Source organism: Rhodopseudomonas sp., from assembly GCF_036404135.1.
Classification (GTDB): Bacteria; Pseudomonadota; Alphaproteobacteria; order Rhizobiales; family Xanthobacteraceae; genus Rhodopseudomonas_A.
This window is the reverse complement of record NZ_DASWPE010000187.1, coordinates 1-12,624: the sequence shown is the minus strand read 5'-3', so window position 1 is coordinate 12,624 and position 12,624 is coordinate 1. Positions and strand designations below refer to the sequence as shown.

The following is a 12,624-nucleotide window of genomic DNA, read 5'->3' as shown; positions in this document are numbered from 1 at the left end:
GTCTTCATGGAGATCGCGAAGATGCGCGCGGCCCGGCTGCTGTGGGCCAAGCTCACCGACGGCTTCGGGGCGAAGAACCCGAAGTCGCTGTCGCTGCGTACGCACTCGCAGACCTCCGGCTGGTCGCTGACCGCGCAGGACGTCTACAACAACGTGGTCCGCACCTGCCTCGAAGCGATGGCCTCGACGCAGGGCCACACCCAGTCGCTGCACACCAACGCACTCGACGAGGCGCTCGCGCTGCCCACCGACTTCTCGGCGCGGATCGCCCGCAACACCCAGCTGTTCATCCAGCAGGAAACCGGGATCTGCAACACCATCGATCCGTGGGCGGGGTCCTACTATGTCGAATCGCTGACCGACCAGCTCGCCAAGCGGGCCTGGGACCTGATCCAGGAGGTCGAAGCGAGCGGCGGCATGGCCAAGGCGATCGAGGCCGGCATTCCGAAGATGCGAATCGAGGAAGCCGCGGCGCGGACGCAAGCCAGGATCGACGCCGGCAAGCAAACCGTGGTAGGTGTCAACAAGTATCGGCTCGGTGGCGAAGAATCCATCGACGTCCTGAAGGTCGACAACAGCTCGGTGCGCACGCAGCAGATCGCCAAACTGGAGAAGCTGCGCGCAAATCGCAACCAGGCCGACGTCGATCACGCGCTGCACGCGATCACCGAGGCCTGCTCCTCCGGCAGCGGCAACCTGTTGGATCTCGCGGTGGTGGCGGTTCGGGCCAGGGCGACGGTGGGCGAAATCTCGGACGCCTGCGAGAAGGTGTTTGGTCGGCACAAGGCGGTGATCCGGGCGATCTCGGGTGTCTACACCGCAGAAGTCGGAAAGGACTCCACGCCGATGAAGGAAGTTAGCCAACTGCTGGCCCGCTTCGAAGCCAAAGAAGGGCGCCGTCCGCGCATCTTCCTGGCCAAGATGGGTCAGGATGGCCATGACCGTGGTCAGAAGGTGATCGCCACCGGCTTTGCCGACATGGGCTTCGATGTCGACATCGGCTCGCTGTTCCAGACGCCGGAAGAAGCGGCCCGCCAGGCCGTGGACAACGACGCGCATATCGTCGGCGTGAGTTCGCTGGCGGCGGGTCATCTGACGCTGGTGCCGGCGTTGCGCGCCCAACTCAAGGCGCTCGGCCGTGAGGACATCTTGATCGTCGTCGGCGGCGTGATCCCGCCGCAGGACTTCGAGGCCCTCTATCAGTCCGGCGCCGCGGCGATCTTCCCGCCCGGCACCATCATCTCCGAGGCGGCGAAGGACACGCTGAACAAGCTGATGGTCAACCTCGGCTTTGAGACGGTGGCGGCATAATGACGCTTTCGGTGGACACTGGGAGAGTCCCGGTCCTGCCGGACAACGGACGACAGGCGTGGCGCGCGGTGCGCGCCACGTTGACCCTCGACGACTACGTGAAGGGCGTGCTGTCGGGAGACCGGATGCGATTGGCGCGAGCCATCTCGCTGGTCGAAAGCAGCAACCCCGAGCATCAGAAGCTGGCGCAGGACCTTCTGATCGGGATCACGCCGGCAACCGGCAAAGCCCACCGGATCGGCATCACCGGGGTTCCCGGTGTCGGCAAGAGCACCTTCATCGAGAGTTTCGGCAATCTGCTGATCGAGAAGGGCCACAGGGTCGCGGTGCTGGCCGTCGATCCGAGTTCGAGCCGCAGCGGCGGCTCGATCCTCGGCGACAAGACCCGCATGGAAACCCTGGCCAACAATCCCCACGCCTATATCCGGCCGTCGCCGTCATCGGGGCGACTGGGCGGCGTGACGCGCACCACCCGGGAAACCATGTTGGTGATGGAGGCGGCGGGTTACGACGTCATCCTCGTGGAAACCGTCGGCGCCGGCCAGAACGAGACGGTCGTGGCCGACATGACCGATTTCTTCCTGGTGCTGATGTTGCCGGGCGCCGGCGACGAGTTGCAGGGCATCAAGAAAGGCATCCTGGAGCTGGCCGATCTGATCGCCGTGAACAAATGCGAAGGCGACAACGAGCAGAAGGCCGAGGTGGCACGGCAGCATTATGCCAACGCGCTGCATATCCTGACGCCGTCGAGCCCGAACTGGCAGCCGCCGGTGCTGAAGATCAGCGGGCTCAGCAATATCGGTCTGCCGGAGCTGTGGGAGCGGGTCGAGGCGCATCACAAGATCTTCCAGGAGTCCGGTGAACTGGAGGCGATCCGCAAGGGCCAGCGCATCAAATGGATGTGGAATCTGATTGAAGACAAGTTGATGGACGCGGTGCGGAGCAATCCCGACGTGAAGTCGCATCTGCCCGAGATCCGTCGTCAGGTCGAACAGGGAGAAATCACCGTTCCCCTGGCCGGCCTGAAGCTGCTGCAAATGTTCGGCCTGGCGGTGGCGCTCGAGGGTTAGGCGCAACACCCGCCGCTCCACTCGTCATTGCGAGGAGCCTCTTGCGACGAAGCAATCCAGGGCTACACGCGCAGCCCCTGGATTGCTTCGCTGTTCAGCCGGCGCGACGCGCCGGCCTCGGCTCGCAATGACAAGACCCCCGATTGTACGCGCTGCCTTTTCGTTTTCTCTCGGCTCAGCGCCAACGCTGATGGCTCGCCCGCGGCACAAGTCCCGCGCTCACTGCTGCGTCCGCAGGGCGTGGCGCTCCGATCCCACGACAAATGTCGACGCCGGCGCTGCTCCGTACAACGCGGCCAACCCGGCGCGGCTTGCCGGACAAACGCCTCGCTCGGTGATCAGCGCGGTGATGTAGCGGGCGGGCGTCACGTCAAACGCCCAATTGGCCGCCGCGCTGTGCTCCGGCAGGATGTTGACGGTCTCGATTCGTCCATCCGCGGTACGTCCGGTGATCTGGCTGAGTTCGGCCGGATCGCGTCGTTCGATGGCAATTCGCCCGACGCCGTCCTGCATCGTCCAATCGATCGAGGAGTGCGGCAGCGCGACATAGAACGGCACCGCGTTGTCCCACGCCGCCAGCGCCTTCAGATAGGTGCCGATCTTGTTGCAGACGTCCCCCGCCGCGGTCGTCCTGTCAGTGCCGACGATGCAAAGGTCGACCATCCCTTGCTGCATCAGATGGCCGCCGACATTATCGGCGATCACGGTATGCGCAACGCCGTGGCAGCCCAATTCAAACGCCGTGAGACTGGCGCCTTGATTGCGGGGGCGGGTTTCGTCAACCCAGACATGGATCGGCATGCCATGATCGTGCGCCAGATAGATCGGCGCCAGCGCCGTGCCCCAGTCGATCGTGGCCAGCCATCCGGCGTTGCAATGCGTCAGCACGTTGAGCCGATCCGGCATGCCCTTGTCCATCCAGCACGCGCGCAACAGTTGCCAGCCATGTTCGGCGATCGCCTGCGAGGTCGCGACGTCGTCGTCGCAGATCTTGCCGGCGAGACAGAACGCCCGCTCGCCGCGTTCCGCGGGTGGCAGCGCCAGAACAGCCGACCGCACCAGGTCGAGCGCCCAGCGCAGGTTGACCGCGGTGGGGCGCGTGGTCAGCAGACGCCGATAGGCCTCGGCAAGGCCGTCGTTTGACGGGTCGTCTTGCAGCGCGAGCGCCAGGCCGTAGGCGCCGGCTCCGCCGATCAGCGTCGCGCCACGGACCTGCATGGTGGCAATCGCGCGGACGACGTCGCCGACGTCGCGCAATTCGACGAGCTCGAAGCGATGCGGCAATGTCGTCTGATCGATGATCCACACGCCGTTTCCGGCCTGGTTCGGCCAGATCGTGCGATAATGCTTGCCGTTGATGTTCACTTGGCGATTCCTGCGAGATCGGCGGAGCCGGGCGCGACGCGTTCGGCAATCCGACCCTGGGGAGGCTCGGCGTTGCGCGGCGGCGCGGTGGTGGCGCTGCCGTTGCCGCTGCCGTAATTCAGCGCTTTCACCTGTTCGAACACTTCGTTCATATCGGCCTCGGTCAAACGCGGCGGCTCGCCGATCGCCAGCGCGTGGACATACATTTCGGCGAGGGTTTCGACTTCGATCAGACGCCACATCGCCTGTTCGAGGCTGGTCGCCAGCACGATCAGCCCGTGATGGGCGAGCAGGCAGGCCATCCGCCCCTGCAAGGCGGCCAACACATGGTCCGATAATCGCTGGGTGCCGAAACAGGCGTAGGGCGCGCAGCGAATATCGACGCCGCCGCCCACCGCCACCATGTAGTGCACCGCGGGGATCGGCCGTTGGTGAATGGCCAGCGACGTCGCATAGATGGAATGGCTATGCAGCACGACATTGACGTCGGGGCGCGCGGCCAGGATGTCGCGATGGAAGCGCCACTCCGACGACGGCGTCCTGTCTCTGTGACAGCGGCCGTCGATGCTCATCTCCACGACGTCCTGCGCCGCCATCCTGTCGTAAGCGATCCCGGACGGCGTGATCAGCATGCCGCCATCGATGCGGCACGACAGGTTTCCCGAGGTGCCCTGATTGAGACGTTTCGCGTTCATCTCCCGGCAGGTCCTGACGATGCCCTGCCGCAAGCCGGAATGGCTCAAGCCGATCGGCCGCTCCTGGGGGCGTTCTTGGCGTCGTTCTTGGTGGCGTTCTTGCAATTTCGACATCGCTGGTGTCCTACGACGTGGCCCGCTGCATCGCGGTGCGTTGAAACAGCATGACGATGGCGGCGAAGCCGAGACATATCGGCGACACCCACAACCCCGACGACAGCTCGCCGGTGCGGTCGGAGACGAAGCCGGTTGCGATCGGTCCGACCGCCTGACCGAATGCGAAGCCGACCGTCAGAAGCGAGATGCCCGCGGTCCACGACGCCAGCGGAAGCTGCTTCTGGGTGAGAATGGTGATCGACGTCGGCCCGGCCATGAAGCTGCCGCCGAACAGCAACGCCGACAGCATCATGGTTCCGGGGCCAGGCGCGATCAGCAGCGGCAGCGATCCCAACATCGCGGTTGTGAACACCGCGGCAGGTCCGAGGCCGCGCGGAAAATGCCCGAGCACGCGTCCCCACAACAAGGTCGAGACGGTGGAGACCAGGCCCAGGAACAGCCAGAACAGCATCATCTGTTGTTGGCTGTTGCCCTGGTCGCGCAGCAAAGCGATGATGAATGTCATGTAGCCGACATAGCCGGCGCCAAACAGGCCATAGCCGATGAAGGTCGGCAGGATCGACAAGAACTCGCGGGCGCGCAGCAAAGAGAGTTGCTGTCCGGAGGACTCGGTGATCGATCGCGCGGCCATCAAGGCCGGGAACAGGCCGAGCAGGCCGGTCGATCCGAGCGCGATCCAACCATACGGCCAGCGCGTGATTCCTTCCGACAGGATGGCGGGCACCACCAGCCCGGCCAGCAGAATCCCAAGACTGCTGCCGGCGACATAGATGCCGACCAGCGTGCCGCGCCGCGAGGCATCGCTGGCCGGACAGATCGCGGCGGCGAGCGCCGCGCCGAGTATGAACGTCACCGCCGTCGCCGCGCCGCCGATCAGGCGCAGCGCGAACAGCAGGCGGATATCGGAGGAGCAGGCGGTCAACAGCAGGATGGCGACGCTGACCATATAACCGACGAGGAAGGCGCGCCAGCGGCCCCATCTCGCCGCCGACCACGCCGCCAGCAGCGCGCCGGCGATGTAGCCGGCGCCGTTCGCGGTGTTCAACGCGCCGGCCTCGACATAACTCCATGCCATGTCCTTCTGCATCGACGGCAGCAGCAAGGCGTAGGCAAAACGCGAGAATCCCAGCGACACCGCGGCGCCGGCGGACAAGCCCAGCGCGGTGACGACGTCGCCGCTGCGGCTGCGGGGCACTTCCCATGGCTGCGTGACTGTCATTGCAAGGTTCCGAGCCGCTCCAGACGTCCGCGATCGGCGGACGCCGGAGCTTGGGTTGAGCGATCAGGCCGCCGCGCGCGACGCCTGAACCGAGGGCGCGGCGTTCTGCAGTTCGCGGATCAAGGCCGGACGCGCGGTGGCCAGCGGCACCAACATGCCGTCGATCTCGGCGGCGACCGCGCCGTCCGCCGTCGCCCACGCGCGTAGCTCCGCATCGACCGCGCCGAGTTGCTGCAGCGTCAGCGCGAGCTGCGCCTGCGCGCGGTCGATGATCAGGGCCCGGCTGCCGGCGGTCGCGCGATTGCGCGAATCGATCAGCAGATAGCAATCCTCGGTCAGCGCCTCGATCGCCAAGGACGGCGGCTCGACGTCGCTGGACCACTCGGCCCGCCAAAGCTCGACCTGGGCATCGATTTGGGCGCTGAGATGCGGCGATCGGCGGTGCGCGCTGTCGTAATCCCCGGTGAAATGATAGGCGATCTTCATCAGATCGGCGCGTTCCGGAAACACGTTGGCATAGGCCGGCATCGGCTGCACGTTGGAGACGCCGTATTTCTCCGCCCGCTCGAAATACGGGCTGAACCGATCGATCATCAGATGCGAGGTGCCGGTCGGCGGATGCAGATGCCGGATCTTCGGAAGCAGCGCGAGGGTTTCCTCGTAGGCGGCTTCCTGATCGCCGGGAAAAGCGTATAGCAGATTCCAGTACAGGCCGAGACCCGTGGCCCGCGCATAGCGCAGCAGAGCGAGATTCTGCGCCGCCGTCACTCCCTTGTCCATCAACCGCAGTAACGGCGTGGACAACGCCTCGATGCCGGGCTGGATCACGGTGACGCCGGCCCGGACCAGCATTTCGCAGCGGTCGAGCGAGATGTTGGCCTTCTGCTCGTAGAAGATCTCGAGTTTGCGTTCGCTGGAAATCAGCGCCGGCAAAAGATCCTTGAAATAGGTGGTCGGCATGATGCTGTCGACCATGAACACCTTGTTGTTCGGATGCTTGCCGAGCATCGCATCGAGCTCGCCCAGCACGGTGTCGGCGGCTTTTTCCCGGTAATTCATGCCGACGTCGTTGAGCCCGCAGAACGTGCAATGGTGCTTTTGCCCCCACCAGCATCCGCGACTGGATTGGTAGGGCATCCAGGTGCCGTTCGAGATTGCCGACATGCCGCCTTCGAGATAGCGCTCCACGGAGTCGTAGTAGTCGCTATAATCGAGCACCGGGATGTCGCCGACATTCTTCAGCGGCGGGCTTTCGATCAGCCGTTGCGCGGGGCGTTGCCCGGCGCTGAGTTGCCGCAACAGCGCCACCAGGGTTTCCTCGCTCTCGCCCGTAAAGATGTAATCGGGGTAGTCGAACAATTCCGCCAGGCCGGCCCCCATCGGGCCGTCGCAATTGGCGCCGCCGAGAAGCGTGACGATCTCCGGGCGGCGGCGGCGGATTTCCGCGAGAATCGAGAACGACGCGGCGGTCTGCTCGAAGGTCGAATTCAGGCCGACGATGCGGGGATTGCACCGCAGCGTGGCGTCGACGAAACGTCTGGTCCAATCCGAGGCGTGGTCCTGCAATTGCGCCAGCGACAGACCATGGCGGCCGAGGATGTCGTCATGCGCCGCCGCGGAATAGGCGCTGGTGCGACGGCGCGGCCGCTGCGGCGCGAGGCCGAACGCCTCGCGCGAGAAGGCCTGTTCGCCGAGCAGTTGCTCGGGGCCGGCGTAGCAGATGTCGTTGTAAAGATCGCGGCCCAGTTCGGACGCGTACCAGATGTTGGCGTACAGGATTCCGATATCGAATCCGTGGCGCCTGGCGCAGGCCTGCAGCGTGTGCAGCCCGAGATAGGGCCGGTCGATGCCGAGGAACGGCGGCAGAACCAGCAGAATGTCTTTGTGCTTCGGAACGCTCGGCTGTGCGGGTGTGAACGACATCTTCGGCTCCCTCAGTCGTAGATCATCGTGACAGGATCGGCCATTTTGGTGCGCGCTCGGACGGCCCTTCCGAAGTCGCGTAGATGGGCGTCGACGGTCTGCGTCGCCGCGATGTTGAAGCGCTTCAGCGTGTCCGCCGGCGCCTGGAAGAAGTGGCTGCGATTGTCTTCGGTGCGCAGAAAGCTCTGCAGGCTTTCCAGTTCCACAACGCTCACGCCCTGCTGTGTCGTCATCGGCGTCTCCTCCGCTGGACCCGGCCGCGACGATCCGAAGATGAGCGCATGGACGACCAGGCCGGGCTTGCCGCGGCTTGGTTCGTGATATATGATCCAGCGTATCACATCGGATCGGCGCTATTATATACTTAAGACTAAATCATATATAATAGAGCGAGTCAATTCCGGATCGGGTCGGGATCCGGCGAGCTGGTCGCGTCTGGCTGGATTCGGCGGGCGGGTCGCGTCTGGTCGGCCGCGTCTGGTCGGCCGCGTCTGGCTGGATGGCGGCTGGATGCGGCGGGCGTCCGCATCCGGCGGCCGGGTGGCTCGTCTGTCGACCTAGGGGACTGAGTTGCAATGGAACCTGCGCGCATCACCACCGAACTGCGAACGGCGATCGTCAGAGGAGATTTCCGTCCCGGCGAACCGCTTCGTCAGGATCACATCGCCGAACGGTTCGGCGTCAGCAGCACGCCGGTGCGGGAGGCGTTTCGACAGCTCACGGTCGAAGGGCTGGTGGTGTCCGAGCCCAACCGCGGCGTATTCGTCTCCGAATTGTCGGTGGCCGAAGTGTCCGAGCTGACCGAGCTGCGCTGCTTGCTCGAGGTGCAGATGATGCTGTGGAGCATGCCGCGGACCTCGCGGGAAGATCTCAGCGCGGCCACCGCATTGATCGATGCCATCGATCATTCGGACTCCGTCGACGACGTCCTGACCACGAACCGCGAGTTTCATTCGCTGTTCTATCGCAAGGCCGGGCGGCCGCACATCATGTCGATAATCGACGGCGCCCGCCAGAATTTGGAGCGCTATCTTCGCATCGTGTGGTCGGAATTGAACTACCTGCCGCGGTCGCAGGCCGAGCACAGGAAAATCGTTCGGATGTGCCAGGCCGGGCAGGAGACGGAGATGCGCAGCCTGCTGGAAGCGCATATCCGTCGCACCGGCGACGTCATCATCCACCATCTGAACGGCAAGGCAGCCGTCACGGCGGCGAAGACGCCGGCGACGCCGCGGCGTGCTGTCGGCGCAGTTTCTCGATGAGAAGGTCGCCGGTCGCCAGGATGTGATCCTTCAGCAGGCGGTGAGCCGGTTTGATCTTGCGGGTGCGGCACAATTCGAGGATTTGCCGATGCTCTTCCTGGGATTTCGCGCGATGCGAGGTCGCGGTCCAGGTGTAGCGCAGATATCGCTCGAAATTCGATCGCAGCGATGCGATCAGGTCCAGCGTCCGCTGTTTCTTCGACGGGGCATAGAGCGCCATGTGAAACTGGCCGTTGAGCCGGACGATGTCGTCGATCGAGGCCGCGACGTCCAATTCCCGCAGCAGCGCGTCGGCCTTTTGACAATCGCCGTCGGTGATGTGCGGCATCGCCCATTCCAACGCCTGCGGTTCGAGCATGCTGCGCAGCACGGTGATCTCCAGCGCTTCGTCAACGCTGAGCAGCGTCACCGAGACGCCGCGGCGCGGCTCGGATTGCAACAGCCCTTCGTTCACCAGATCCTTGAACGCCTCGCGCACGATCATCTGGCTCACGCCAAATTGAAGAGCCGTGGCGTCCTGCCGGATCCGCGCTCCCTGAGCGACCTCGCCTTGCAGGATCGAGTGCCGCAACGCGTCAACCACGAACGACGCCGTTGTCGAACTCTGCTGGGGCGAGCGTGGGCTGTTCAGTTTCATCGGGCGGTCCTCGGATCGGCGGGGCGGGAATCCATCTTATCGCTCAGCGCGACTGATCGACACGCATTTGGTGCTGGATCAGGGCGAGGGCCGACAGGATGGAGGTCGCGGCCGCCGCCATCGTCGCCATAAGGAACACCTGCGCCGCCGGCAGGTGATCGATGTACTGGCGCACGATGGTGCAGAAGGCCAAAGTTGCGACGGAGCCCGCCGCCGTTCCGCGCAGCACCGCGAGGCAATCCGGGCGGCCGCGCTGCGCGTGGACGAACACGATCAGCGGCCACGCGATCACCGGGATCGGGGTGAAGATTCCGCTCCATTCGGCGCCGAGGGCGCGCGCCGAGGTGGTTACGAAGAACACGATGGCCGTGGAGGCGAAAATCCGCGCCGGAAGATCCCAGGCCGGGCTCAGCGCGGAGTCGGCGGATCTTCTGGTGTTGCGGGTCAGGAAAAAGATGCATCCCAACGCCGACAGGATCACCGTCCAGGTTTGCAAATAGGATGGCGCCGCCATCATCGAGCGCGCCGCGGCGAAGTAGGCCGCGAGCATGGCGCCGGCCGAGATCACCCGGCCGGCATAGGCGCTGATCACTCCGTAAGCCAGGTAGGAGACGAGCGCGCTGGCAATCCCGGTGGTGGTGCCGGATGCCGCATTGGCGGCAAACCCCGGCCCTTGCTCGATCGTCAGGTAAAGCAGGATCGGTCCGGAGGTGAGAGGCATTCCTGCGAGAACGCCGCCCACAAAACTGCCCCATCGATTCGCCGCCAGCGTGACGGCCAGCATCAAGGCCGGCGTCACGAATAATTTGATGGCGATTAGGTCCACGCGTCAGCTGTCCGATATGGCGATAACATCCAACTATCCGATCGCGGCCGCAATCGGCGGCCGCGGGCGTTCGCCGAAGAACGGGCCGTCGAGCGCAGGCTGCGGCGCGTCTTCGGCCTCTAGGCTGTTGAGGTCGTCGACCACGCGAATCCAGAAGGCGAGCCTGAGATTGTTGAGCAACGTCACCTCTCGCAGCGCCGCCGCAAAGGTCGCCGGCCGCACCGTCGTCATCATCTGCACCGCCTGCTCGCGGGCGTCCTCGGCGTGGCCTTCTTCTGCGGCGCCCGACCAGCCCACCGCCTGTCCGGCGATTTCGTCATTGTGCGCCTCGACCCAGGCTCGCGCGCGACGGTGATGCGCCGTAGGGATATTGTCCGCAAGATGGTCGACCACCCGGCCCCAGCTGCCGATATAGGACAGTCGCTGGGTGTCGTGCTCATCGACCGAACTGGCTTCGCGCATCGCCAGCTCCAGTCGCCGCACCGCAAGCCACGATTTGTCGTAGGGATTTCTGTCGGATGGCGCCGCGGCGCCGTCCTGCATCCGGGATTCCATCTTGAGAATGTCGGAATGCAGCAGCGAGATGTCGGCCTTGGAAAGGTCGGTGTAGTGCAGGGCGACGCGAACGTCGGCGTCGGTGTGGCGCGGGACGTAGAGATCCTGCTCCAGCAGATACTGCTTGACGCCGGCGACGCTGGACAAATCCCGTTCCGGGCACAGGCTGCGGCCGATCAGGATCAGCCGTAGCATGTGATAGCTGGCCGGCGTCAGATACGGGATCGAGAAGGCTTCGCCGATCACCTTGAAGCAATCGTACAGCAACACCGGATGCGGGGTGTTGCGGCGGTCGCCGGTTTCGTTCTTGGCGTTCTCGTTCAAGATCGCGGCGTCATCATGTTCCCCGATCAGCGCGAGATGACTGACCACGCCGGGGATGGTTCCGTAGGTGGAGGACGACCGTGCGATGACGGACAGCATCAATAGCTGGAGTTGTTTGTCGGAAAAGCAAGTGTCGTTGTCTGCCGTTGCCACCTTGGAGTCGACGTAATCGACGATTGCCGGACGAATGCGGCAGGAGGTTTCGAACGCGGCGAACGCGTCGATAATATCATCGTTATGGGAAAATTCGGGGCTGCTTGAAATCGTTGCGCGCAGATCTCTGACCAGAGCCTCGACGGCACCGTTGATAAATCCCGTCATCGCTTCATCGCTCCTTCGACCAATGAGGAAAACGAAAGCCGACGCCTGCAGGCTGATCGTTCGCGCCGGCCTGTCGAGTTATATATTAACGATAATCGATTATCGTTAGATGTCAAGGCGGCGGGGCGGCCGCGCTCGCAGACTGGAAAAGGCGAGCCCTGGCAGGGCAGCTCTGACGGGCAGTCGGTCGTGGCGTGCTACCCCGCCGCCGGCGCGAGCGGCCGGCCCATCTTGCCGGACCTTGGCGGCGACCCTCGTCATCGCTCCCGCTCGTCCGGATCGGCGCGGCCGTTGTGCAGGCCGGCCCACATTGTGGTCCCGTAAACCATGGAGCGCGACCGCCGGGGACAACCAGCGGTCTTTAAGAAATTTCGATCGATCGCCGTGCGATGACAGGCGCGATCGAAGACCAACTTCGGCAGGGAGCGCGTCGGGTCAGGCTGCGAGGCAGCCTGACCCATTTCGACCGGGGGTATCATGGCTGCGAAAAAGCGATCCAAGGCGAAAGCCGCGAAGGTCGGCAAGGCCGGCGCGTCGGAGACGCCGGTCCTTCGGGCCGCTGTTGGCAGCGCAATCAATATGGCCGCGGTGGTCGTCACCTCGGGGTCGGTGCTGCTGATCCTGCTGGCGGCCAAGCGCTTCGCCTGAGAGGCTGGCCGAAAATAAACCATTGAAACTGTTGCGCCCGCTCCGTCTTTGCGAGCCGAGGACGGCACGTAGCGCCGGCTTCGATGCGAAGCAATCCAGGGGCCGCAAGCGTGGCCCTGGATTGCTTCGTCGCAAGAGCTTCTCGCAATTGTGCGTGTTCATTAATTCGCTGATTGAATGGTTTTGGTCTCGGCGAATTGCTTTGGGGTTTGTCCGCCGAGCGCCTGATGAGGCCGGTGGTTGTTGTAATAGATCAGGTATTCGAACAGTTCGTTGGCGAAGTGCTCGAGATTGTCGAAGGTGGCGCCGTCGATGACGTCGTCGTCGATTGTGCGCCAGAAGCGCTCGATC

Annotated in this window: 13 protein-coding genes; 4 read left to right on the top strand and 9 right to left on the bottom strand. The window is 64.3% G+C overall.

Annotated features, from left to right (window positions below; all coding sequences use genetic code 11):
* Nucleotides 1-1,311: methylmalonyl-CoA mutase family protein (locus tag VGC77_RS20955; RefSeq protein ID WP_331173491.1), on the top strand; the 1,311-nt coding region annotated here is incomplete at its 5' end.
* Entirely contained in the window at nucleotides 1,311-2,381 is a 1,071-nt protein-coding gene (gene meaB, locus VGC77_RS20950; protein WP_331173490.1) for a methylmalonyl Co-A mutase-associated GTPase MeaB, read from the top strand. The genes VGC77_RS20955 and meaB, both read left to right, overlap by 1 nt.
* Nucleotides 2,382-2,600: 219 nt before the next feature.
* Here meaB and mtnA read toward each other — a convergent pair whose 3' ends face one another.
* From mtnA to VGC77_RS20925, 5 genes are all read right to left on the bottom strand, one after another.
* Entirely contained in the window at nucleotides 2,601-3,746 is a 1,146-nt protein-coding gene (mtnA, locus tag VGC77_RS20945; protein ID WP_331173489.1) for an S-methyl-5-thioribose-1-phosphate isomerase, read from the bottom strand.
* Nucleotides 3,743-4,489, bottom strand: coding sequence for a class II aldolase/adducin family protein (locus VGC77_RS20940; RefSeq protein ID WP_331173488.1), 747 nt, complete (start codon nucleotides 4,487-4,489; stop codon nucleotides 3,743-3,745). Before VGC77_RS20940 ends, mtnA begins: the two co-directional genes overlap by 4 nt.
* Before the next feature lie 76 nt (nucleotides 4,490-4,565).
* Entirely contained in the window at nucleotides 4,566-5,777 is a 1,212-nt protein-coding gene (locus tag VGC77_RS20935; RefSeq protein WP_331173487.1) for a YbfB/YjiJ family MFS transporter, read from the bottom strand.
* A gap of 63 nt (nucleotides 5,778-5,840) precedes the next feature.
* Entirely contained in the window at nucleotides 5,841-7,700 is a 1,860-nt protein-coding gene (locus VGC77_RS20930) for a RiPP maturation radical SAM C-methyltransferase (RefSeq protein WP_331173486.1), read from the bottom strand.
* Between the two features lie 11 nt (nucleotides 7,701-7,711).
* The gene (locus tag VGC77_RS20925) at nucleotides 7,712-7,933 is read right to left on the bottom strand and encodes a hypothetical protein (protein WP_331173485.1); all 222 of its coding nucleotides are present in this window, start codon (nucleotides 7,931-7,933) and stop codon (nucleotides 7,712-7,714) included.
* A gap of 342 nt (nucleotides 7,934-8,275) precedes the next feature.
* Between VGC77_RS20925 and VGC77_RS20920 the strand changes: the two genes are divergently transcribed.
* The gene (locus VGC77_RS20920) at nucleotides 8,276-8,962 is read left to right on the top strand and encodes a GntR family transcriptional regulator (RefSeq protein ID WP_331173484.1); all 687 of its coding nucleotides are present in this window, start codon (nucleotides 8,276-8,278) and stop codon (nucleotides 8,960-8,962) included.
* Here VGC77_RS20920 and VGC77_RS20915 read toward each other — a convergent pair.
* The 3 genes from VGC77_RS20915 to VGC77_RS20905 are packed head-to-tail and all read right to left on the bottom strand — an operon-like array spanning nucleotide 8,904 to nucleotide 11,625.
* Nucleotides 8,904-9,599 (bottom strand): GntR family transcriptional regulator, encoded by a 696-nt coding sequence (locus VGC77_RS20915; protein ID WP_331173483.1) that lies wholly within the window; start codon nucleotides 9,597-9,599, stop codon nucleotides 8,904-8,906. The two genes, VGC77_RS20920 and VGC77_RS20915, sit on opposite strands and share 59 nt — an antisense overlap.
* Before the next feature lie 43 nt (nucleotides 9,600-9,642).
* Nucleotides 9,643-10,425: a hypothetical protein gene (locus VGC77_RS20910; protein WP_331173482.1), complete on the bottom strand. Its 783-nt coding sequence runs from the start codon at nucleotides 10,423-10,425 to the stop codon at nucleotides 9,643-9,645.
* A gap of 33 nt (nucleotides 10,426-10,458) precedes the next feature.
* On the bottom strand, nucleotides 10,459-11,625 hold the full coding sequence (locus VGC77_RS20905) for a hypothetical protein (protein WP_331173481.1): 1,167 nt from the start codon (nucleotides 11,623-11,625) through the stop codon (nucleotides 10,459-10,461).
* Nucleotides 11,626-12,102: 477 nt separating this feature from the next.
* Between VGC77_RS20905 and VGC77_RS20900 the strand changes: the two genes are divergently transcribed.
* Nucleotides 12,103-12,273: a hypothetical protein gene (locus VGC77_RS20900; protein ID WP_331173480.1), complete on the top strand. Its 171-nt coding sequence runs from the start codon at nucleotides 12,103-12,105 to the stop codon at nucleotides 12,271-12,273.
* A 161-nt stretch (nucleotides 12,274-12,434) separates the two neighbouring features.
* Here VGC77_RS20900 and VGC77_RS20895 read toward each other — a convergent pair.
* The coding region (locus VGC77_RS20895) for an integrase core domain-containing protein (RefSeq protein ID WP_331173475.1) at nucleotides 12,435-12,624 on the bottom strand (190 nt) is incomplete at its 5' end.

What these genes read in the sequence shown, in the direction of transcription:
- meaB (WP_331173490.1), top strand. Translation starts at nt 1,311, where the DNA reads ATGACGCTTTCGGTGGACACTGGGAGAGTCCCGGTCCTGCCGGACAAC.
- VGC77_RS20935 (WP_331173487.1), bottom strand. Translation starts at nt 5,777, where the DNA reads ATGACAGTCACGCAGCCATGGGAAGTGCCCCGCAGCCGCAGCGGCGAC.
- VGC77_RS20930 (WP_331173486.1), bottom strand. Translation starts at nt 7,700, where the DNA reads ATGTCGTTCACACCCGCACAGCCGAGCGTTCCGAAGCACAAAGACATT.
- VGC77_RS20925 (WP_331173485.1), bottom strand. Translation starts at nt 7,933, where the DNA reads ATGACGACACAGCAGGGCGTGAGCGTTGTGGAACTGGAAAGCCTGCAG.
- VGC77_RS20920 (WP_331173484.1), top strand. Translation starts at nt 8,276, where the DNA reads ATGGAACCTGCGCGCATCACCACCGAACTGCGAACGGCGATCGTCAGA.
- VGC77_RS20915 (WP_331173483.1), bottom strand. Translation starts at nt 9,599, where the DNA reads ATGAAACTGAACAGCCCACGCTCGCCCCAGCAGAGTTCGACAACGGCG.
- VGC77_RS20905 (WP_331173481.1), bottom strand. Translation starts at nt 11,625, where the DNA reads ATGACGGGATTTATCAACGGTGCCGTCGAGGCTCTGGTCAGAGATCTG.
- VGC77_RS20900 (WP_331173480.1), top strand. Translation starts at nt 12,103, where the DNA reads ATGGCTGCGAAAAAGCGATCCAAGGCGAAAGCCGCGAAGGTCGGCAAG.